At 42.6% G+C, this 20,772-nt stretch carries 25 protein-coding genes and 1 pseudogene; 15 read left to right on the top strand and 11 right to left on the bottom strand.

All coding sequences use genetic code 11. The annotated features are described in order from the left end of the window. Nucleotides 1-24 precede the first annotated feature (24 nt). From MKP07_RS32365 to MKP07_RS32335, 7 genes are all read left to right on the top strand, one after another. The gene (locus MKP07_RS32365) at nt 25-1,032 is read left to right on the top strand and encodes a glycoside hydrolase family 43 protein (RefSeq protein WP_240852207.1); all 1,008 of its coding nucleotides are present in this window, start codon (nt 25-27) and stop codon (nt 1,030-1,032) included. A 511-nt stretch (nt 1,033-1,543) separates the two neighbouring features. Further along, entirely contained in the window at nt 1,544-1,951 is a 408-nt protein-coding gene (locus tag MKP07_RS32360; protein ID WP_240852206.1) for a carboxypeptidase-like regulatory domain-containing protein, read from the top strand. Next, entirely contained in the window at nt 1,939-2,190 is a 252-nt protein-coding gene (locus MKP07_RS32355) for a TonB-dependent receptor plug domain-containing protein (protein ID WP_240852205.1), read from the top strand. The genes MKP07_RS32360 and MKP07_RS32355 overlap by 13 nt, the downstream gene beginning before the upstream one ends. Beyond that, nucleotides 2,144-2,710 carry a hypothetical protein gene (locus MKP07_RS32350; protein ID WP_240852204.1) on the top strand — a complete coding sequence of 189 codons (567 nt, stop codon included), beginning with the start codon at nt 2,144-2,146 and terminating at the stop codon, nt 2,708-2,710. The genes MKP07_RS32355 and MKP07_RS32350 overlap by 47 nt, the downstream gene beginning before the upstream one ends. A 166-nt stretch (nt 2,711-2,876) precedes the next feature. Then, nucleotides 2,877-4,202, top strand: a complete 1,326-nt coding sequence (locus MKP07_RS32345) for a TonB-dependent receptor domain-containing protein (RefSeq protein WP_317236226.1) — start codon at nt 2,877-2,879, stop codon at nt 4,200-4,202. A gap of 38 nt (nt 4,203-4,240) precedes the next feature. Beyond that, nucleotides 4,241-4,465, top strand: coding sequence for a hypothetical protein (locus MKP07_RS32340; protein WP_240852203.1), 225 nt, complete (start codon nt 4,241-4,243; stop codon nt 4,463-4,465). Nucleotides 4,466-4,507: 42 nt separating this feature from the next. Then, nucleotides 4,508-6,175 carry a RagB/SusD family nutrient uptake outer membrane protein gene (locus MKP07_RS32335; RefSeq protein WP_240852202.1) on the top strand — a complete coding sequence of 556 codons (1,668 nt, stop codon included), beginning with the start codon at nt 4,508-4,510 and terminating at the stop codon, nt 6,173-6,175. Between the two features lie 66 nt (nt 6,176-6,241). Here MKP07_RS32335 and MKP07_RS32330 read toward each other — a convergent pair whose 3' ends face one another. From MKP07_RS32330 to MKP07_RS32310, 5 genes are all read right to left on the bottom strand, one after another. Continuing rightward, complete coding sequence (locus MKP07_RS32330) at nt 6,242-7,495, bottom strand: Glu/Leu/Phe/Val family dehydrogenase (protein ID WP_240852750.1); 1,254 nt, start codon at nt 7,493-7,495, stop codon at nt 6,242-6,244. A gap of 410 nt (nt 7,496-7,905) precedes the next feature. After that, nucleotides 7,906-8,070 carry a CcmD family protein gene (locus MKP07_RS32325; RefSeq protein WP_240852201.1) on the bottom strand — a complete coding sequence of 55 codons (165 nt, stop codon included), beginning with the start codon at nt 8,068-8,070 and terminating at the stop codon, nt 7,906-7,908. Nucleotides 8,071-8,078: 8 nt separating this feature from the next. Continuing rightward, nucleotides 8,079-8,771, bottom strand: coding sequence for an ABC transporter permease (locus tag MKP07_RS32320; protein ID WP_240852200.1), 693 nt, complete (start codon nt 8,769-8,771; stop codon nt 8,079-8,081). A gap of 132 nt (nt 8,772-8,903) precedes the next feature. Beyond that, nucleotides 8,904-9,467 (bottom strand): heme exporter protein CcmB, encoded by a 564-nt coding sequence (locus MKP07_RS32315; protein WP_240852199.1) that lies wholly within the window; start codon nt 9,465-9,467, stop codon nt 8,904-8,906. An 84-nt stretch (nt 9,468-9,551) separates the two neighbouring features. Continuing rightward, a complete protein-coding gene (locus MKP07_RS32310) occupies nt 9,552-10,127 on the bottom strand; it encodes a thymidine kinase (protein WP_240852198.1) in 576 nt (191 codons plus the stop codon). A 311-nt stretch (nt 10,128-10,438) separates the two neighbouring features. Between MKP07_RS32310 and MKP07_RS32305 the strand changes: the two genes are divergently transcribed. Then, entirely contained in the window at nt 10,439-11,170 is a 732-nt protein-coding gene (locus tag MKP07_RS32305; protein WP_240852197.1) for a hypothetical protein, read from the top strand. Here MKP07_RS32305 and MKP07_RS32300 read toward each other — a convergent pair. After that, entirely contained in the window at nt 11,151-12,398 is a 1,248-nt protein-coding gene (locus MKP07_RS32300; RefSeq protein WP_240852196.1) for a 3-deoxy-D-manno-octulosonic acid transferase, read from the bottom strand. The genes MKP07_RS32305 and MKP07_RS32300 overlap by 20 nt on opposite strands. Before the next feature lie 82 nt (nt 12,399-12,480). On the opposite strand from MKP07_RS32300, the gene MKP07_RS32295 reads away from it, so the two are divergent. From MKP07_RS32295 to MKP07_RS32265, 7 genes and pseudogenes are all read left to right on the top strand, one after another. After that, the gene (locus MKP07_RS32295) at nt 12,481-13,611 is read left to right on the top strand and encodes a DegT/DnrJ/EryC1/StrS family aminotransferase (RefSeq protein WP_240852195.1); all 1,131 of its coding nucleotides are present in this window, start codon (nt 12,481-12,483) and stop codon (nt 13,609-13,611) included. A gap of 63 nt (nt 13,612-13,674) precedes the next feature. After that, on the top strand, nt 13,675-14,733 hold the full coding sequence (locus MKP07_RS32290; RefSeq protein ID WP_240852194.1) for a nucleotide sugar dehydrogenase: 1,059 nt from the start codon (nt 13,675-13,677) through the stop codon (nt 14,731-14,733). A 172-nt stretch (nt 14,734-14,905) separates the two neighbouring features. Beyond that, nucleotides 14,906-15,454, top strand: a complete 549-nt coding sequence (gene rfbC / locus MKP07_RS32285; protein WP_240852193.1) for a dTDP-4-dehydrorhamnose 3,5-epimerase — start codon at nt 14,906-14,908, stop codon at nt 15,452-15,454. Between the two features lie 76 nt (nt 15,455-15,530). Next, nucleotides 15,531-16,323: pseudogene (gene rfbD, locus MKP07_RS32280) on the top strand (dTDP-4-dehydrorhamnose reductase). Between the two features lie 99 nt (nt 16,324-16,422). After that, a complete protein-coding gene (locus MKP07_RS32275; RefSeq protein WP_240852192.1) occupies nt 16,423-16,956 on the top strand; it encodes a hypothetical protein in 534 nt (177 codons plus the stop codon). Beyond that, nucleotides 16,938-18,005: a protein-disulfide reductase DsbD family protein gene (locus MKP07_RS32270; RefSeq protein ID WP_240852191.1), complete on the top strand. Its 1,068-nt coding sequence runs from the start codon at nt 16,938-16,940 to the stop codon at nt 18,003-18,005. The genes MKP07_RS32275 and MKP07_RS32270 overlap by 19 nt, the downstream gene beginning before the upstream one ends. Then, on the top strand, nt 18,005-18,466 hold the full coding sequence (locus tag MKP07_RS32265) for a thioredoxin family protein (protein ID WP_240852190.1): 462 nt from the start codon (nt 18,005-18,007) through the stop codon (nt 18,464-18,466). Before MKP07_RS32270 ends, MKP07_RS32265 begins: the two co-directional genes overlap by 1 nt. Nucleotides 18,467-18,496: 30 nt before the next feature. Here the strand turns inward: MKP07_RS32265 and MKP07_RS32260 are convergent, their stop codons facing one another. The 5 genes from MKP07_RS32260 to MKP07_RS32240 all read right to left on the bottom strand — a co-directional run bounded on the left by MKP07_RS32260 (nt 18,497) and on the right by MKP07_RS32240 (nt 20,762). Continuing rightward, the gene (locus tag MKP07_RS32260; RefSeq protein ID WP_240852189.1) at nt 18,497-18,805 is read right to left on the bottom strand and encodes a hypothetical protein; all 309 of its coding nucleotides are present in this window, start codon (nt 18,803-18,805) and stop codon (nt 18,497-18,499) included. Then, a complete protein-coding gene (locus MKP07_RS32255) occupies nt 18,805-19,266 on the bottom strand; it encodes an SMI1/KNR4 family protein (RefSeq protein ID WP_240852188.1) in 462 nt (153 codons plus the stop codon). Before MKP07_RS32255 ends, MKP07_RS32260 begins: the two co-directional genes overlap by 1 nt. Before the next feature lie 4 nt (nt 19,267-19,270). Continuing rightward, a complete protein-coding gene (locus MKP07_RS32250; RefSeq protein ID WP_240852187.1) occupies nt 19,271-19,681 on the bottom strand; it encodes a hypothetical protein in 411 nt (136 codons plus the stop codon). A 100-nt stretch (nt 19,682-19,781) separates the two neighbouring features. Beyond that, complete coding sequence (locus MKP07_RS32245) at nt 19,782-20,141, bottom strand: cupin domain-containing protein (RefSeq protein WP_240852186.1); 360 nt, start codon at nt 20,139-20,141, stop codon at nt 19,782-19,784. A 45-nt stretch (nt 20,142-20,186) separates the two neighbouring features. After that, nucleotides 20,187-20,762 carry a hypothetical protein gene (locus MKP07_RS32240; protein ID WP_240852185.1) on the bottom strand — a complete coding sequence of 192 codons (576 nt, stop codon included), beginning with the start codon at nt 20,760-20,762 and terminating at the stop codon, nt 20,187-20,189. Nucleotides 20,763-20,772 lie beyond the last annotated feature (10 nt).

Raw genomic sequence — 20,772 nt, 5'->3', positions numbered from 1 at the left:
TCTTTTTGATTACAATATTTTTTAATGATGAGAATAGTTGCTTTATTTTTCGTGACGCTGTTTTTCGCAGGATGCTCCTCCAACAGGGTGAAGCAACCTGCTGAGACCTTTAGCAACCCGGTATTGCCGTCAGGTGCTGATCCGTATAGTTTTTACAAGGATGGGTATTACTATTATACACACAGTGCCCAGAATAAGCTGATCTTATGGAAAACAAAAAGCATTGCTGATTTGAAAAATGCTGAAAAGAAAGTGGTGTGGACGCCTCCGGCTAATACTGCTTACTGCAAAGAATTATGGGCGCCCCAGATCCAGTTTATACATGGTAAATGGTATATGTATTTTGCGGCAGATGATGGCAACAACCATAACCATAGAATGTATGTTATAGAGAATGCTGCTGCTGACCCGATGCAGGGACAATGGGAGTTTAAAGGTAAAGTGGCGGATGCTACTAATAAATGGGCAATTGATGCAGATGTATTTGAGCATAAGGATAAGCTATACATGATATGGTCTGGCTGGGAAGGTAATGAGAACGGTCAGCAGAATATCTATATAGCCCGCATGAAAAATCCATGGACTATTGAAAGTGACCGGGTTAAAATTTCAAGCCCTGAATTGAAGTGGGAAACACATGGTCGCCTTCCGGGCCAAACACCCAACCAGGTGAATGTAAATGAGGGTCCCCAGTTCTTAAAACATAAGGATAAGATCTTTATCATTTATTCTGCGAGTGGCTGCTGGACAGATCATTACACGTTGGGCATGTTGTCTGCAACGGCCAATGCAGACCTGCTCAATGCCGCCAGTTGGAAAAAACATCCAGAACCTGTGTTTGAAGCGGAACCTGGTAGTGGTGTTTATGCTGCAGGTCATAATTCGTTTTTCAAGTCGCCTGATGGCAAAGAAGACTGGATCTTATATCACGCCAACTCCGCGCCAGGACAGGGTTGTGGCGGTCATCGCTCTCCGCGGGCGCAGAAATTCAGTTGGAAAAAGACGGCACGCCTGATTTTGGAAGACCTCTAAGTACAACAAAAGCACTCGCTGTTCCTTCAAAAAAATAATAAAATTTTTGTATCCCGTTAAGCCCACCTGCTTTAAAAAGTAGGTGGGCTTTTTCATGCTGATAGTCAACGGATCACGTCCTTTCTTTTAAAATATTTTAAAAAGTAAAGTGACGAAACGACTTTCTATGGCCAGGCCAGATCGCGGTTGAAAGCTCAAAGCGGTATATTATTTGTATACAATTAGCAGTTTACATAGAAAACCATTTCGGTTTACTAAATCATTGGATTAGTAAGAACGATAGTAATGTTTGCTGTATGCATCTGGCTATATAAGTGATAGATGTATACCTGGTTGGTTTATAAAGATTGCATTCACCATTTATTCCGGAGCCCGTTTGCAATTATAATACATGAGAACTTTTTTAAACCACTCATAATTTTTATCTATGATGAGAAGAACTCAGCGGCCCCCTAAAGGGCTGATTTTTAGGCAGAGCCGCAAAATCGTTTTTTCAGTTTTGTGCTTTTTGATGGTTACTCAGTTAAGAGCAGCCTGGTTTCAACAACAACCTGTAACTGTTACAGGTATAGTAGCGTCTATTACAGGCGATGCAATACCTGCGGCTACAGTAAATCAGAAGGGGACAAATGTAGCAACGGTTACCGATGTCCAGGGCAAATTTTCGATAACAGTATCCAGCGCCAATGCGGTATTGGTTGTCAGCTCTGTTGGATTTGCGCGCCTTGAAGTGCCTTTAAGCGGGCGTACGAATCTGGACACCATTAAACTATCGCCTGCCGCTGCTCAAACCAACCTCGATGAAGTGGTGGTGATCGGCTATGGTACTGCCCGGCGGCAAGACCTCACTACAGCCGCTGTTAGTGTAAACAGCAAAGATTTTTACAGGGCGCTGTTAACAATCCCATGCAACTTGTAGATGGTAAGGTAGCTGGTGTAACGGTTTCACAAACAGCCGTTGGTGATCCTAATGCCGGTGTTAGCCTGCAGGTACGTGGCGCCGGTTCATTTGCAGCAGGCAATGGTCCGCTGGTCGTAATTGATGGTATGCCGGGTGGGGACCTGAGGAATCTTTCACAACAAGACATCGCTTCTATAACAGTATTAAAAGATGCGGGTTCGGCAGCGATCTATGGTAGCCGGGGCGCGGTGGTGTGATACTGGTGCAAACCAAGCGGGGAAAGCAGGCCGTGTAATACTGAACTACGACGGCTTTGTGGATCATGATGTAGTAGCCAGGCGACCGGAAGTGCTGTCATCCCAGGAGTTTCTGGCTAAAGAGCGTGACCAGGATTTTGGTGCATCAACCGACTGGTATAACGAGTTGATCCGTAAAGGAAACTTTGGTCAGAATCATTACCTGGCTGCAAGTGGGGGTAATGAAAATTCACAGTTCCGCATATCCGGTAATTATAGAACCAAGCAGGGTATTGACATTGCTACAGATCGCAGGGAATATGGTTTGAGAGCGAATTTCCTGCAGAAAGCATTGGACGGTCTTTTAGAGATAGGTGGTAATTTCTCTTATCGCATAGCTGATGAAGATTATACCAACTATGCTGCATTTAAACAGGCTGTAAGACTCAATCCCACTATACCTGTAATGGACCCGATAACCCTCTTATGTATAACACACTGGAGGGGTATGATACTTACAACCCGGTACAGGATCTGTTGACAAGAATATCGCAGGCCCAACATGAGTACGCTGTGATCGATTTAAATGTAAAGCTGAATCTTACTAAAAACTCAATACAGTATTAAACTTTACCAGGCAGGGACATAGCCGGGAGTATGGCGGATACTGGAACGCGAAATCTGTAGAATCTGTTCAGGGTGGTTATATAGGAAGAGCAAGAATAGAAAACGAAAAATGGGCTGACTATAACCTGGAATGGTTAGGTAATTATGCCAATAAATTCGGTGACCATGACCTGCAGGTAGTGGGTGGTTATAACTACCAGGAGTTTAATAATAATATGTCCTGGTTAAGCAACAGGCGTTTTCCAACCGATTATTTTGGTTATGATAATATTGGCCAGGGTGATTGGAACAATGGTCAGCCCATCAATTTTACCGACGTAATGGGATCGAGCAGGAGCAAGGAAAAGAACATTGCCTTTCTTGCAAGAGCTCAGTACAATTACAATCAACGCTATTATCTAACATTGTCCGGCCGTTATGAAGGAAATACCAAATTCGGGCCTGCCAACAAATGGGGCTTCTTTCCTTCAGCTTCAGCTGCCTGGAGAATCAGCAATATGGAATTCATGAAGGATAACAACCTCTTCGATGATTTGAAGCTGCGATTTTCTTATGGTGTAACAGGGAGGTCTGGTTTTGGCCGGTATACGGCATTGGCAAGATATAGTCCCTATGGAAGGGCTTTGAACGATGACGGCCAATGGATAAGAGTATTTGGTCCAGGTAACAACTATAATCCCGATCTGAAATGGGAAAAGCAGATTGCTTATAACCTGGGTGTCGATTTTGCTGTACTGAAAAACAAACTATCTGGTAGCATAGATCTTTACTACCGCAAGGGTAGCGATCTGATCAACGATTACCTGGTTCCGGTACCTCCTTATCTGCACGACAGGATGTGGGTGAACGTTGGAACGCAAAGTAATCGTGGCGTGGAATTGACGTTAAACTGGAACGCGGTGCAAACGGAGAATTTTACTTACGCTACCAATCTTACTGCTTCTTATAATCGTTCCCGGATGGATGAGTTCTCTAATGAAAAATTTACAGCCGATCAGCGTACCTTATATGACCTGCCTTCGCCAGGTAACCCTGGTCCGGCCTTTATGTTGCGGGAAGGTTTTGATATAGGAAATTATTGGGGCTATAAATACGCAGGCACCGATGATAATGGCAATATTATGGTATGGAAAGATGCGATTGTAGGCGGGCAAATGATCAATGCCACTAATGAGGCCAGGGAAAGCGATAAAACGATTATAGGAAACGGGATGCCACAATATGAAGCTGCCTGGGGGCATACGCTGGGTTATAAAAATTTCGACATGGCATTGTTCTTCAGGGGTAAGTTCAAATACAAAATATTAAACCTGTACCAGATGTACTATGGCTTGCAGGCCGAGCCGGCGTTAACCTGCTTACAGATGCTTACGATAGAAATGGTCATATTAAATCAGGTAAAGTAATTACGGATTACTTCCTCGAAAATGGCGACTATCTAAGGTTGGATAATATAACATTGGGCTGGACAGCTAATCTCAACAGGGAGAAATACAGGATCAGCAATCTTCGCTTATATGGTACGGTAAGAAATGTTTTAACTATTACAAAGTATACCGGTTTGGATCCTGCTGCGGTTAATGTAACCGGATTGACACCAGGGGTGGGACCACTGGATCTATATCCAACTACCCGTTCGTTTACTTTAGGTCTGCAACTTAATTTCTAAGCCTTTAATCACTTTAAAATGAAAGCATTTAAAATAATTCAATTGCCGGTATTACTTGTCGCATTGCTCATAGCCTCCTGTACCAAACTGGACGAGGAAATGTTCAGCGATGTTCCGGCCGATCAATATTACGGCGATAAAAATTCTGTTATAGCTGCACTGCTAAGGCCTTATGAGCATGGCCATTGGTGCGGATGGGACGGTGACAGATGGCTTTTGCAGGAGCTTACAGCTGATCAGTTTGTATGGACACAAAAGGGTAAGCATGGTTATGATGATGGTCAGTGGATCCGCCTGCACGGCCACAACTGGGATGTAAGGCAGGGACAGGTATATGGCGGTTGGATTGGGCCATTCCAGGGTATTATGCAATGTATTGTGATAGGGGACGATATTGCTAAACTGGATTACACTACCATGGGGATGACTGCTGCGGATCAGAAGCAACACGTAGCGGAACTAAGAACGTTGAAAGCCTGGTTCTATATGTTCCTGCTCGACTTCTTCAGAAAAGTTCCTATAATAGAAAAAGCGGAAGAATCGAAACCCCAGTCAGAACCGGCAGAAGTATTTGCCTATATTGAAAAAGAGCTAAAAGAGTCTTTACCCGACCTACCTAAAAATGGCAATGTAGGCAGATGGGACCAGGCGGGTGCAGCTTCTTTATTAGTGCGTCTTTACCTGAATGCAGAGAAATGGGCAGGCACTGCCAAGTATACCGAATGTGCGCAATGGGCACAGGATATTATTAGTGGAAAGTATGGCGACTATAGTTTAGATGCCGATTACCGTGGGCCGTTTCGGTCGGGAGTGGGCGGTTACCGGTCGCCGGAGAATATATTTGAGTTCCCTCATAAACTGGATCTGTACAATTTCGGATGGATGTACAATGCGCACATGCACTATGCCATGCGTTATGCATTTGATAACGACTGGAGCTCCTGGAACGGTGTTCATATGACGCCTTCGAGAGATCTGGACGGAAATATCTACAACCACAAGCTGGGTAAGCCCTACGAGAAATTTGCAGCTGCAGATAAAAGAAAACAGAGCTACCGTACTACGTCGGCTAATGGTGACTATGAGGGCTTCTTTATCATAGGCCAGTTATATCAATTCAACGCAGCCAGGAAGTTTGGCTATGACAGTACTAAAGTAGTAAATGGCTCGGAGGAATACAATGGTAAGCCTTTGATTTTTGTAGACCAGGTAGGACGGTTCTCCGAAAAGCCAGGTGGTCGCTGGACAGAAGGTTCGCATGTGGCAACCGGCGAAGAGAACTCAGGTGTACGATTGCTGAAATTTCCATGGCTTCAAAGGTCGGCAGGTTTATTTATGGCGAACTCCGTTGCAGAAATTCGCCTTGCGGAAATTTATTATGCATTGGCTGAGTGTAAGTACAGGGCCGGAGATAAGGCTGGCGCGGCAACATTAATAGATGCAGTAAAGAAGCGTAATTTCTCCGAGGCCAACTGGCCGGCTCAAAGCTATGCTGCCAATATTGGTAAGCTCACCGATGATGAGTTTGTAGATGAGCTGGGACGCGAGTTTCTTGGTGAGCGTCATCGTCGTCCCGACCTGATACGCTGGAACCGTTTTGGAGGTGAATGGTGGGACAAGTCGGCTGATGCGGGGGATAAAACTGTTTTTCCTATACCGCAGCAAGCAATAGATGCTAATCCTGATTTCATAAAGCCCAATGGCTATTAAAACAGAACATGTCTGAATAAAAAGGGTCGCGCGAGCGACCCTTTTTTAGTAAATGTTATAAAGTAATTATGGAAAGATTCCGAGTTCTGCATAAGTAGTGGCTACTTTATTGATAGCTACCACATACGCTGCTGTGCGCATATCCGGGATATTGTCGTTATTCTTCCATTCGTTCATGATCTCACGTGTAGCGGTGATCATCGTTTCTTCCAGGCCGCTATATACCAGGTCTATTTCATCAGCACCATGTTTGATTAAAGAACGGTTTTTGCCATCCACTTTTTTGCCCGTCAGGTCTTCAATTTCCTGCAGAATTCTTTCGTTCATGGTTTCGTTAAACCGTTTTTCCATCCGGCCGTAACGAACGTGACTCAGGTTTTTCAACCATTCGAAATAAGAAACGGTTACACCACCTGCATTCAGGTACATATCGGGCACCACCAGTGCACCTTTTGCCAAAAGAATCTCATCTGCATCAGGCGTTAGCGGGCCGTTTGCTGCTTCACCAATGATCTTCGCTTTCACCCTTGGTGCATTTTCTTTGGTGATCACCTGCTCTAAAGCTGCAGGAATAAGAATATCGCAATCCAGTTCCAATGCCGCACCATTATGTTCGAGATTAATAGCGCCAGGGAAGTCTAAAATAGAGCCTGTTCTTTTTCTATGTTCAACCAGGGCCTCCACATCAATACCATCCGGCTTTGAGATAGAACCTTCAAATTCCGCAATACCTACAATTACTGCACCTGCTTCACTAAAGAATTTGGCTGAGTGGTAGCCCACATTACCCAGTCCCTGTACCACAATTCTTTTTCCCTCTACACCAGGAGTTAAGCCACGCTTCACCATTTCTTCTTCCATAGAGCATACTTCTTTCAAGCCATAAAAAACACCCAGGCCGGTTGCTTCTTTTCTGCCCCTTACACCACCCTGCGAAACGGGTTTGCCAGTAACACAACCAGCTGCATCAATCTCATGCGGGTGCATGGCTGCATAGGTATCCACGATCCAGGCCATTTCTCTTTCACCGGTGCCGTAATCGGGAGCCGGTACGTCCACTGCCGGACCAATAAAATTCTTTTTGATCAACTCCGACGTATAACGACGGGTTATTTTTTCCAGTTCGTATGGGGTGTATTTTTTAGGGTCGATTTTAATACCGCCCTTTCCACCGCCGAACGGAACATTTACAATGGCGCACTTATAAGTCATTAAAGCTGCCAGGGCCATTACCTCGTCCTGTGTTACCGCCATAGAAAAACGGATACCACCTTTACAGGGAGTTTTGTGGTGGGAGTGTTGTACGCGGTAGGCCTCAATTACTTCAATACTGCCATCTTCTTTTTTACAGGAAAGCGCATACGGTATACCGCGTTACAGGCGCTTATTTGCTCCAGCAAACCTTTGTCCCATTTGGTAAATTCAGCCGCTTTACTAAAACTTTTTTTACGGCATCAAAAAAGCTGTTGTCATCGTTATGCATAGATATAGGATTTTCAATGTTTTGGCAAAATAGAAATTAATCGTTATTTATAAGGTTAAGAAAATACTTATTTTGTTAACCGGCAGTAAACAGATATGGTCGGTACTTCCAGGTAATTTGGCAAACACAGAAGTAACTATTCATGGGTTCCGGCAATCAACGGTACCTATGATACACAGCAAAGCAAACAAAAATAAAGCGGGAGGGGAGGTTGTCTATCCGTTGGTGTTACCTTCTTCCAGCTTTTTTACCTTTTTTCAATTCTCACCAAATAAAGGATCAAACCGATAAGAATAATCAGTATTACGGCAATTACTACATATATCCTGCCACTGCTATACATCAGGTTTTCTTTGGCCTGCGCATTCGCCAACAAAGGAAGCAGGAATAGAACGAACATCAAAAACTTCATTGCCATCTTTATTTAATAAAATTTCTTTCTTTTACGTAGTTGAATCTTATTTTAAGCGTTGCAATCCATACACCTAACAATGCCCAGCCTATAAATGCGGGATACTGGATCATACGCATAGCCGGGCTGGAATCCTTAAAGTTCAACGCCGGATTTCCTTCCTGTCCGGGATGCAAGCTCGGCAACAACCGGGGCACCACCATAATAGTAGGGAAAAGCATTGCAAAAGCAAAAATATTGTATACAGCGCTGATCCGGGCTTTTTGGTCAATATCCTGGATAGAGCTTCTTAAAATAAAATAAGCGAAATAGATCAATAACGCTACTGCTGTGCCGATCAGCTTCGGTTCGCGTGCAACCGCACTGAAAGAATCAAAGGCCGGGTTGTTGGGATCGGCCCAGGTGTAGCTGGCCCAAACGGCGCCGGTAGCATAGCCCAAAAGACCAAATACGATGCCTACAGAAGCATATTGATTGGCGGCAATATCGTTCTTTAAATTGTTTTTACTTAAATAACGGATAGAATGTACCATGGAGCAGGTAAACAATACAAACATTGCCGACCACATGCCCACATGATAAAAAACATTGCGAATGGTTTCTCCCAGCACCGGCAGATTAGGTATCTTAATCAATAAACCACCTACCACCGCGTATACCAGTAATAGCACACAGAGAATCTTCCACCATGCTTTCCTCATACTAAAAACCAATTTAAACTGATAAACACAAAAGTAAGTGGAAAGTTGATAATGTGTAAGGATAATCTAAAATAGAAAGTGGCCGACTGATCTTCCCGCATGCTCGGGAGCATATGCCTGATATGCAAAAGATTAATCCCTCCAAAGAAAGGGGAACAATATAACAGATAAGAGTCCTACCAGGAAATCCAGGGCGATTAAGAGTAGTACATCGCTCCATTCAAATCCCTGTTGGCTGGTAAAGGCCGCTGCAGATAGCTTCATGAGCAGCATTAGTTGAGGCACAATAAGGGGGAAGCCTAAAACCGCCATAATAGCGGCATTTTGCCTTGCTTTAGCTGCAATAGCCGCCAGAAAGGTAAATACCATGCTCAAACTAAATCCACCCAACAGGCTTAACCCAATAAAAGGAAGCATTTTTTGAACAGGATTGCCGATAAATGCAAAAAACAACACCAGGCTGATCAGGGTCATCAGTAACATCAGCAGGCTGTTAAAAAGCAACTTAGCCACTATAAAATGTGATGGCGAAGAGATCGTATAAAAATAGAGCATTCGTGCCCGGCTCTCTTGCATAAAACTTTTTGCTACAGCATTAATACAAATGAACAGTTGTATCACCCAGAACAAACCATTCCAGATCTCTTTTTCGGGTTCCTGTATCGCCAGGAATAATACGAAAATAGTAGCGCCCATGTATAATAATATACCATAGAAGCTGTACTGCTGGCGTACTTCCAGTAAGAGTTCTTTTTAAATAAGGTAAGAATAGGTTTCAAATCAAGCTTCTTTTTTCTCGTTATAGCACACGCGGCAACGCGGCTCGTAGGCGTCCATCGCACCCAGCATCACCTGGTCTTCATCCGGTATTTTGCGATACGAGTAATTGGCAATATTGCCACATTTTACACAAATAGCATGGAGCTTAGTTACATAATCGGCCTTGGCCAAAATAAAAGGCATTTGCCCGAATGGCTTCCCTGTAAAATCCATGTCAAGTCCGGCTACAATTACCCTGATGCCCTGGTAAGCCAGCTTATCGCACACTTCGGGTAAACCATCGTCAAAGAACTGTGCTTCGTCTATACCGATAACATCTGCACCCTGGGCCATCAGTAATATTTTCTGCGAATTGTCAATCGGGGTAGAGTGGATAGCATTAGTATCGTGTGAAACAATATTTAGTTCATCATACCTTGTGTCAATTGCAGGTTTAAAGATCTCCACTTTAAGATTGGCAAATTTCACACGCTTCAGGCGGCGGATCAGCTCTTCTGTTTTACCACTAAACATAGAGCCGCAGATCACTTCAATCCAGCCGCGCCGCTCTCCGCTTAAATTGGGTTCAATAAACATTGTTAATATTTATACATTTTGTCGGCCTGCACAATATTTATTGTCCGTTGGCGTATTAGTTTAAAATTTCCCAAAAGTAGTATGTCTGTGTGATGATTAGCTGGATTTATTAAGATTTATGGGAAGTTCATGACATATAAAGAAGGTGAGCAAACCTACCTTTGGGTTGTAATGGGAAATTAACAGGTATTGTTTTTGCAGATTAAATGATTATTATGTGCCGATGCCCAATGTGTGACGATCTCAGTTAATGTTCCCAGGACAATTCTGATATTAATATATACTACTGCTGGTGCTATTAAAAAATGACAATGGAAAGAATCAGAAGTTTGATTGAAAAACTAAACATGCAATTTTCTCAAAAAGTACCATTGAGCCAATTGTTGAGTACGGTGCAAATGCTGCAGAATGAGATAGCCGGAACCATGCGTGAAGTGGATGTTTTAGGGACCAGCGGTATCTCGGTTATCGTTCCCAACGCTAAGCCAATGCCCGGTAGTAACACGCTTATCGATGATAAAGAACAGTCAAATGGAGATAGTGATAGTGGTGAGAAGGAATATTACGAACTGGTAGTGGAAGGAGCTGAGGATGAGGACAATTCGCCGGAATCGGCAAGGGAAATACCGAGCTATGAAGAGCTCATAAAATTACAACAGCAGTTGAAAACTATTGAGGGACAGGCAACGCTTAGCTTTAGTGAAAGCACTGAATTTGCGGATGATATGCCGACCTTATCCAGGCAAAACAGGGCCGGGGGATCTAAAGCGGCAAAACAGGCTTCTACTCCCAAGGCGGGTAGAAATGCGATTAAAGACCTGAATAAAGCTATTACAGCACAGGACCGGCTTGCCTTTGTAAGAGAGCTTTTCAGGGGTGATGAGATCATGTTTGAACGAAGCATCAAAACGATCAACAATTTTAGCTCGCTCACCGAAGCAGAATACTGGATAGAAAGAGAACTGAAGACGAAGAATGGCTGGATGCCCGGGCACCCTATAACCAGTCAGTTTGAACAACTGCTTAAAAGGCGGTTTTCTTAAGCCAGTTTATAATAAGGTTGGTTGCTCCGGTATGGGAGGCCACAAATTTACCGGCGTTATCGCTGTATTCCTTTAATAGATTTTCATTGGAAAAAAGGGATTGGGTCAACTGAATCAGTTCTGTATCAGTAGTATAGCTGTGGGCCGCTCTGTTTTTGATCAGGCCAGTAGCCTCCGCAAATTTCTGGTAATTAGGACCAAATAATACGGGTTTACCGTAAACCGCTGCTTCCAGCGTATTATGAATCCCTGATTTGTTAAATCCTCCACCGATATAGCTCACTAAACTATAATAGTAGAGTTTGGAAAGCATACCTATATTATCGATGATCAGCACGCGTTCGGACGAGATACCATTATTGGCTTTTAGCAATTCCGAATAAAATGCTGCTCCTGCAAAGGTTTCCCTTAAAAACCGGAGATGTGTGTCGGTAATTTCATGAGGTGCAATAATTAATGATAGATCCGGCTGGTTTTCGATCAGTTTTTTTAATATAAGTTCGTCCTCAGGCCAGGTGCTACCGGCTACCATTATTTTTTTACCCCCGATAAACGCTTCAATAAGAGGTAAAGGTTCGAAACTGTCTGCGATAGTTTTTACCCGATCGAAGCGGGTATCCCCGGCTAAAGAAACCTTCACGGCCGGCACTATCCTGGTAATACGGTCATAACTCTCCTGGTTCTGCACGAATAAATGATGAAAATAGTTCGCCATTTTTCGGTGTACACTGCCGTACCATTTAAAAAACGGTGCATTTTCCCTGAAAATGGCTGAAATAAGGATTACAGGAATGTTTTTTTGATGTAGTTTGTGGAGGTAATGATACCAGTACTCGTATTTTACAAAGATGGATAACGAAGGTTTTACTATATCCATAAATTTCCCGGCGTTGGCTTTCGTATCCAATGGTAAATAAAATACCCAATCTACTCCGGCATAGTTCTTCCTGATTTCGTAGCCGGAAGGTGAGAAGAAGGTAAGCAAAAGCTGGTGTTCAGGATATTGTAAACGCAATTCTTCCAATACCGGTCGTCCCTGTTCAAATTCTCCCAGAGAGGCGCAATGCATCCAGATGACTTTATTGCTTTTGCCAATCGCGCTTTGCAACTTGTTGAAAATATCTGTCCTTCCTTCCAGCCAGCATTTCGCCTTTTTGTTGAATAAGGAAGCGATTAAAATCGCCAGCTGGTACAGCCTTATTGAAATATTATACATTAAAACATCCACTGGTTTGCCTTTTCGCAAATGTAAAAGCAATCTATAATATTGCTTTTTATTTTATTACTTTTGCCCCCTTAAATTAATCCCTATGCGTCCTATCCAGATGGTTGATACCCGCAGCCAGTATCTTAAGATCAAGAATGAGGTTGACAATGCAGTGTTAGATGTGCTGGATAGTAGTGCGTTTATCAATGGTCCGGCGGTAAAAGAGTTTTCTAAAAACCTGGCCGATTATCTGGGTGCGAAACATGTAATTCCATGCGCTAATGGTACGGATGCTTTGCAGATCGCTTTAATGGCTTTAGGATTGCAGCCTGGCGATGAGGTGATCACACCGTCTTTTACGTTTATAGCCACTACTGAAGTGGTCGCTCTTTTACAATTAAAACCGGTGTTTGTAGAAGTTGATCAACACACTTTTTGTATCGATATTCATGAGCTGGAAAGCAAGATCACTTCTAAAACCAAAGTGATCCTTCCCGTGCACCTCTATGGGCAGGCTGCCAATATGGAAGCCATCATGGCTATTGCAGAGAAGCATAACCTGTTTGTTGTAGAAGATAATGCGCAGGCTATCGGCGCTGATTTTACCTTCCTGGATGGGACGGTGAAAAAAACGGGTACCATCGGTCACATCGGGTGTACTTCTTTTTATCCCAGTAAAAACCTCGGCGCTTTTGGCGACGGGGGCGCTATTTGTACCAATGATGATGAGCTGGCCGCTAAAATGCAGATGATAGCCAACCATGGTCAAAGCAAAAGGTACTATCACGATGTGGTAGGCTGTAACAGCCGTTTGGATAGTGTGCAGGCTGCGATACTGAATATTAAACTAAAGCACTTGGATGCTTATAATGAAGCCAGGCAGGCTGTGGCTGCATATTATAATAAAGCCTTTAGTGTAACGGATAAATTAACTGTTCCGGCTAAAGCCGATTTTGCCAGCCATGTGTATCATCAATACACTTTATTGCTGAATGGTGTAGATAGGGAAGGACTGGTTGCTTTTTTAGCTGAAAAGAAAATTCCGGCAATGATCTATTACCCGGTTCCGGGGCATAAACAAAAAATGTTTGCTCATTTTAATACGGAAAACCAGGAATTACCGGTAACAGACTGGTTAACGGAACGTGTAGTTTCTCTACCCATTCATACAGAAATGGATGAGGAGCAGTTGGCCTATATTACCAATACTGTTCTGGAATTTGTAAATCGATAATGCCGGCATGTACACCAACCTGCTAGCAAAAAAGCCAAGCTCGCTGTAATTGGCCTGGGGTATGTGGGGTTACCCATTGCACTCGCATTCGCGAAAAAGCTTTCTGTCATCGGTTTTGACATCAATGAAGAAAGGCTCGATCTTATGAACCAGGGCATTGATCCCAGTAAAGAGCTGGATGCCTCAGCTTTCGAAAATACAGATATCATTTTCACCAGTTCACTTGATGCACTAAAAGAGGCCGCTTTTTATATTGTTGCTGTTCCTACGCCGGTTGACGATAAAAATATTCCGGATCTGCGTTTTATTATAAAAGCTTCTGAAACCGTGGGGCATGTAATAAGTACAGGTGATTATGTCGTGTTCGAGTCTACCGTATACCCTGGTTGCACCGAGGAAGATTGCTTACCGGTTATTGAAAAAGTATCTGGTCTGAGTAATGGTATTGATTTTAAATCGGGCTACTCCCCAGAAAGGATCAACCCGGGCGATAAAATACATACGCTCAATAATATTACTAAAATAGTTTCTGGCTGTGACCCTGTAGCATTAGAGCAAATCGCCAAAGTATATGAACTGGTTGTAGATGCCGGAGTATTCAGGGCTTCTTCTATCAAAGTAGCAGAAGCCGCCAAGATTGTGGAGAATACGCAGCGTGATCTTAATATTGCGTTTATGAATGAGCTGTCGGTAATTTTCGACAAGCTAAACATCAACACATTTGAAGTATTGGAAGCAGCAGGCACCAAGTGGAATTTTCTAAAGTTTCAGCCAGGACTTGTGGGCGGGCACTGTACGGGTGTAGATCCTTACTACCTGGCTTATAAGGCCAGTCGCCTGGATTATAAAGCACAGCTGATATTATCAGCCCGTCATATTAATGATGCAATGGCCAAATATGTAGCTGAGAAAATAGTAAAGCATATTATTAAATCGGGCACCAATGTGGGGCAGGCTAAAGTATTGGTAAAAGGCGCCACATTTAAAGAGGATGTAAGTGATATCAGGAACAGTAAGGTGGCCGAGATCGTAAAAGCACTGCAGGAGTTTTCGGTGCTTGTTGATGTGGAAGACCCCTATGCAACGTCTGAAGAACTGAAAAAGAGTATAACATCGAATTGAAGCAAAAAATATCAGCTGATTACGATGCTGTAGTGATTGCCGTACCACATAAAGATTATTTATTGCTCGGTGACGACTATTTTTGCAGTATTACCAAGCCAACTGCCCTTATAGCGGATTTAAAGGGTATCTACCGGAATAAAATTTTAAACAGAAAATACTATAGTCTATAATGCCATTTACTACAACACCTTTGAACGGTTTATTGATTTTTGAGCCCCGGGTTTTTGAGGATAGCCGCGGTTATTTTTTTGAGGCCTACAATCGTTCAATATTTGAAGCAGAGGGTTTGCAGTACAACTTTGTGCAGGATAACCAATCTTTTTCGAGCTACGGAGTAGTAAGAGGTTTGCATTATCAACAAAATCCTCACGCTCAGTGCAAACTGGTTCGGGCTTTGGAGGGGAGAATACTCGATGTCGCCGTTGATATCAGAAGAGCCTCGCCGACCTATGGTCAGGTGTTTTCGATTGAATTAACAGCGCAGAATAAAAAGCAACTGCTGATCCCGGCCGGTTTTGCTCATGGATTTTCTGTATTAAGCGAGACTGCCGTAGTTATGTATAAATGTGATGCTCTTTACAATAAAGAAAGCGAAGGAGGAATTATTTATAATGATCCGGAATTGGCAATAGATTGGCAGTTGCCGGAAGGAGCTGCAGTAGTGTCTGACAAGGATTTAATATTACCTTCTTTAAAAGGTTGTAAGAATAATTTTTAAAAAATTTTATGGCGAATAAAAAATATTGGTTACAGGATCCAACGGTCAATTAGGTTCAGATATAAAAGAATTGGCCGTGCAATATCCGGGCTTCGATTTTTTATTCACTGATAGAGAAACGCTTTCTATAATTGATGAAACCTCAGTAAACCGGTTTTTTGATGAGCATCAACCCCATTTTTGTATTAACTGCGCAGCTTATACCGCCGTTGATAAAGCGGAAGATGCCGTAGAGCTGCATAATGTACAGGCGTTGAATGCGGACGCCGTTGGCTACCTGGCCAGGGCCTGTGCTACCCATAATACTAAATTGATCCAGGTTTCTACTGATTACGTTTTTGACGGTAATGGAACCGAGCCTTATAAAGAGTCAGATATTACCCAACCGGTAAGTGTATATGGTAGCACTAAACTGGCGGGGAAGAGTTGGCCTCAAAAAATACGGACGCTATTATTATCCGCACCGCCTGGGTTTATTCAACCTTTGGAAAGAATTTTGTAAAAACAATGATGCGATTGATGGCTGATAAACCGCAGATAAATGTGGTTAGCGATCAATACGGAACACCAACCTACGCGGCAGATCTGGCAGCAGCTATTATGCACATCATTAGTTCGGATCGATGGCAGCCGGGGTCTATCACTACACAAATGAAGGCCGCATTAACTGGCATGAATTTGCCCTTGCTATCAAAGACCTTATACAGTCTGATTGTGAAGTGAAAGCTATACCAACTATTCAATATCCCACACCGGCTAAAAGACCGGCCTGGAGTGTGCTCGACAAAACCAAAATAAAGGAAACTTACCAGTTAGAAATTCCTGATTGGAAGACCAGCCTGGAAGTTTGCATGGGAAAAATGCAATAATACCAACAATACGATAGCTTTGTTGTTTACTTAGTAATTTGACTGCAATATAGCAGGCAGGGCAGCAGAGGAATGCCCTGAAACAATATATATTCAATAATGAAGCGTTTTTTACTATCATTTTGGGCATTATTATCCATGTTCTTTGTAGGGGCACAGGATACCACAGCAGTGCAGCTTTCCGTTGGCCAGAAGCGTATTAATAAAGATGAGGTTGCTATAACTATTACGGCAAAGCCTGTAAAGCCTGGCGTTAGCCTTTATGCGCTTCAGAAAAGTCCAAATGATGCAGTTTTTTCGCAGGTGAATTTCGATAGCAGCCTCACCAGTTATCTAAAAGGAGGTATTAGCGAAAAAGGAAATATTCAATCCCGGATAGATTCAACGCTTTCTTTAAACGTTGCTTTTGTAACAGACTCCGTTCAATGGGTGCAAACATTGAAGATTGCTGAAACCGACACGGTGCTGGTAAAGGGAACCGTTGCTTACATGTTCAATGTTGGGGAAGAATATCCATCGGTAGAGAAGGAATTTCGACTTGTAATTATGCCGGGAGAGGGAAAGGGGGCAAAGCAACCGCTTCAGCCGGCGGATCTGACGGCCAGAGCCAATCCTTGGTATGGATATTTTTAACGGCATTTGCAGGCGGTTTACTGGCATTGCTTACACCATGTGTGTATTCGATGATACCCGTTACCGTAAGCTTTTTTACCAAGCGTAGTAAAACAAGAGAGGAAGGAATCAAGAATGCCGTTATCTATTCTTTATCGATAATTATCATATTTACTTTACTAGGCTTCCTGATAACATTGATTTTCGGTCCGGCGGCACTCAATAATCTATCTACCAACTGGATCGCTAATCTGGTCTTTTTTGCCATATTTGTCATCTTTGGTATTTCTTTTCTGGGCGCATTTGAAATACAGTTACCCAGTTCCTGGTCTACCAAAGCAGATAGTAAAGCCAGTACAGGCAGTTTCTGGGGTATCTTTTTTATGGCGCTTACTTTGGTGATCGTTTCCTTTTCCTGCACAGGACCTATTATTGGCAACCTGCTGGTTTTAGCTTCGAAAGGAAGCTATTGGGGGCCGTTGACAGGCATGTTTGGATTCTCGGTAGCCCTGGCGTTACCTTTCGCCTTATTTGCGTTTTTCCCCAGTAAATTAAATGTTTTAGGAAAGGCAGGTGGCTGGTTAAATGCCATTAAAGTAACCTTGGGATTTTTAGAGCTGGCTTTGGCGCTGAAATTCCTGTCTAATGCTGACCTGGCTAAAAACTGGAGAATTTTAGACCGTGAGGTATTCATAGTACTATGGATTGTGATCTTCTTTTTATTAGGATTGTATTTATTGGGTAAGCTGAAGTTTAAACATGATGATGAGCTGCCCAAAAATGATTTTGGTATTCCTTATTTATCGGTAACCCGTTTGTTCTTCGCTATAGCTGCTTTTTTCATGGCAGTATATCTTACGCCCGGTTTGTGGGGCGCTCCGTTGAAGGGTTTAGGAGCCTTTCTGCCTCCGATGGGTACGCAGGACTTTAATGCAGATGATCTCCCCAAAGGATTTGATGTATCCAAATTAACCGCTCCTGCAAGTGGCGGAGTTGCGATAGCACATGATAGTGCTTTGCCGCATCCCGTAAAGTTTGCGGAGGTGATGAAAAAAATGAACCCGATGTAGTGATCAACAATGGTATGGTGACCTACTTCGATTACAAAGAAGCTTTGGAAGTAGCCCAAAAACTAAAAAAGCCCTTAATGCTCGACTTTACCGGCATCAACTGTGTGAATTGCCGAAAAATGGAAACTCAGGTTTGGAGCGATCCGGAAGTAATGAAATTATTGAAAGAGGAATTTGTAATTGCGTCTCTGTTTGTGGATGTGCATGATGGCAGTGTAATGCTGCCTGTGGCTGAGCAGTTCTATTCTGAAGACCTGGGTAAACAAGTAGAAACGCTTGGCGATCTGAATACGCATTTACAGGTGAGCCGCTTTGGCAGCAACTCTCAACCCAATTATTTCTTTTTGGATGGAAAGGAAGAAAGATTGCTACAGGAAGGATATGGTTATAATCCTGCCAAAGGAGTAAAGGAGTTTAAAGAATGGCTACATAAGGCTATTGAAGCATATAAGAAACGATAGCTGTAAGTAGCTGTTGCTAGTCTTAGGGCACTAGTCATCTTCCGCCTCCTCGTCTTCATAAGATACGTACGACCAATCAACATTAATATGGTCTAGTATCTTGTCGAACAGCTCCTGATTGTTGCTGCCGGCGAAAATAGCAACACAATTGTTACGGTCATCAAGCGAAAGACTAATGACCGCTTCAAAATTGTCGGTGTATACTTTTTGCTTTTCCCAGGAAATTTCAGGTACGAGCGTCCAGTTGCTTTCGATGTATTGATATACGTCGGCGTTTACAGGTTTTAAATAGTTGGCATTATAACGCAACCCGCCCAGGGTGCCATTGTACACTGCCATTAACAAAAAGAAAGATCAGTGCCCCCGGTTTCTAAATACCAATCCGGTTTTTCTTGCAGTCCCATAATTTCCCCAAACGGGTGGGTTGCACAATAGCAGGTCAGCCTCCTTAATACCCCAGCATGATATGGCCTGGTTTTCCTTATAAAAACCAGGTACCGGTCCTTGGAGAACCTGATTTCTTTTCCTGGTTTTAAAAGCCTGTTATGCGAATAATTAATAGGTTCATTTTTACCCAGTTCCAGGTAATAATTTCTAAGCTCAGCCGGTAATTGAACGCGCAGTCGTTTTTCGAGCGCTATTATTTCACTTTCATCAAACCCTGCATTATCGTTCTCTGGTAAGTTGTAAAGCTTTTTAATTTTTTGTAAATGGGTAACTGGTGTAGGGTTCATAGTTACAAAGCTAAGGATATAAAAGACCTGGGGATACAGTTTTTGCCATCGCTGTAATGATAACACTTGCTCATTTACTTGCAGTCGCTACTTTTAGCTCTATATAAACAATACTGCCTATAATAATTATTTCACCTAAAAAGTAAGCCAGGCCCATGGTTGTGAGCAGCGCGGCATAGTGCATGAGCAGACCCAGCGTTACCATGCAGTACAACAGATTTGCCATTCCAATTAGCCTGATAAACCGTGCCCAATTTTTCTTCAGGAATAAAAAACAGGCTGCCGAATAAAAGCAAAAACAAGCTGCTACGATGGAAAGGTAAGTGAGTGTTGTTTTAGGTATGCCAATATGCTTGCTGAAACTCCTCAATACTACCAGGAGGAAAAATGCAGTCAACATGGCCCCTAGGCTATCAAGCAGGAAAATATTCCTGGGTCTCTTTATAAAGTAGTTTGTAATTGCTTTGACATTACGATTCATATAAAGACTCAGGTTTCTATTTTAACTGCTACAGTAAGTCAGGATTGCATAATATCTTTCAACATAAAAACCCTTCAAATACTATATGTTGTGGATAGCTTTATATCCAATCTAATTTGTGCTGGGTAAGCTCGTTTTGAGTATCGCCTGTGTTCAGTGTTGTAGCCGGTTCAAATAGCATCACCAGAACTTCATTTTCCGCAACGGGCTTATGTTCTACTCCCTTGGGTACAATTAGAAATTCGTTCTTGTTCAATAGAACCGTTTTGTCACGAAATTCTATTTTCATCGTACCTTCTACAACAAAAAACATTTCATCCTCTTTGTCATGTTTATGCCAAACAAATTCGCCTTTAAATTTAGCAAGTTTTACATTTTGCCCATTGAGCTCACCTACAATTTTTGGGGACCAGTATTCAGAAAATAGGAGGGATTTTTCTTCTAAGTTTACTTTGTTCATACATGTTGCTTTTAATAGGCACTTAAAACTGACCTCGGAATTTAATTACTTTTGTTCAGGATATCTTATGAGGTAATAGTGTTTGCCCGGTTCAATAGAAAAGTTATTCTGATCCTTTGTGAACTTTTCATAGCCTTCAAAGTCTAGTTTCATATCATCCCGTACAATCATTACCATGTGGTACTGTTTCATAATAAACTCCGGCAAGTATCCCGCCTTTATTACCAGATTTACATAGGCTATTAACTCGCCTATGTCATTAGTGGGTACGCTGTCTGCTGCACTGCCTTTGGCTAATTCCCTAAATGCTTCGATATGCATATCCAGATATAAATCTGGAAACCCTGATACCCTTTCGTTTTCCGGGACATGGGTATTGGCCCACTCCAGTTTCTTTAATCCACTGCTCATAACATATTTTGCCCTGATTCTGTCTTTGCCCAGGGCCGGCGCAACCAGAAAATCAGATTCTAGGTTCAGTAATTTCAGCCCTGTTAATTTGGCGGGGTCATATTTATTTAGAAATAGCTCCTCCAGGGCTTCGTTAGGGTCATGGGTATTTAAGTTTTTTGAAACAATCGTTATTTTAAGAAACCATGTTCCACATTCATATAAAATCAACTGAGTGATT

It is taken from the genome of Paraniabella hibiscisoli (assembly GCF_022512515.1).
In the GTDB taxonomy this organism is placed as follows: domain Bacteria; phylum Bacteroidota; class Bacteroidia; order Chitinophagales; family Chitinophagaceae; genus Niabella; species Niabella hibiscisoli.
The sequence above is the reverse complement of the archived record's forward strand: the minus strand, read 5'-3'. Positions and strand labels throughout refer to the sequence as shown.

Coding starts and splice junctions, on each gene's coding strand:
- MKP07_RS32250 (WP_240852187.1), bottom strand. CDS start 19,681: ATGAATCGTAATGTCAAAGCAATTACAAACTACTTTATAAAGAGACCC.
- MKP07_RS32305 (WP_240852197.1), top strand. CDS start 10,439: ATGGAAAGAATCAGAAGTTTGATTGAAAAACTAAACATGCAATTTTCT.
- MKP07_RS32320 (WP_240852200.1), bottom strand. CDS start 8,771: ATGAGGAAAGCATGGTGGAAGATTCTCTGTGTGCTATTACTGGTATAC.
- MKP07_RS32325 (WP_240852201.1), bottom strand. CDS start 8,070: ATGAAGTTTTTGATGTTCGTTCTATTCCTGCTTCCTTTGTTGGCGAAT.
- MKP07_RS32295 (WP_240852195.1), top strand. CDS start 12,481: ATGCGTCCTATCCAGATGGTTGATACCCGCAGCCAGTATCTTAAGATC.
- MKP07_RS32350 (WP_240852204.1), top strand. CDS start 2,144: ATGCGGGTTCGGCAGCGATCTATGGTAGCCGGGGCGCGGTGGTGTGAT.
- MKP07_RS32260 (WP_240852189.1), bottom strand. CDS start 18,805: ATGGCAGTGTACAATGGCACCCTGGGCGGGTTGCGTTATAATGCCAAC.
- MKP07_RS32275 (WP_240852192.1), top strand. CDS start 16,423: ATGAAGCGTTTTTTACTATCATTTTGGGCATTATTATCCATGTTCTTT.
- MKP07_RS32310 (WP_240852198.1), bottom strand. CDS start 10,127: ATGTTTATTGAACCCAATTTAAGCGGAGAGCGGCGCGGCTGGATTGAA.
- MKP07_RS32365 (WP_240852207.1), top strand. CDS start 25: ATGATGAGAATAGTTGCTTTATTTTTCGTGACGCTGTTTTTCGCAGGA.
- MKP07_RS32360 (WP_240852206.1), top strand. CDS start 1,544: ATGGTTACTCAGTTAAGAGCAGCCTGGTTTCAACAACAACCTGTAACT.
- MKP07_RS32355 (WP_240852205.1), top strand. CDS start 1,939: ATGCAACTTGTAGATGGTAAGGTAGCTGGTGTAACGGTTTCACAAACA.
- MKP07_RS32315 (WP_240852199.1), bottom strand. CDS start 9,467: ATGGGCGCTACTATTTTCGTATTATTCCTGGCGATACAGGAACCCGAA.
- MKP07_RS32245 (WP_240852186.1), bottom strand. CDS start 20,141: ATGAACAAAGTAAACTTAGAAGAAAAATCCCTCCTATTTTCTGAATAC.
- rfbC (WP_240852193.1), top strand. CDS start 14,906: ATGCCATTTACTACAACACCTTTGAACGGTTTATTGATTTTTGAGCCC.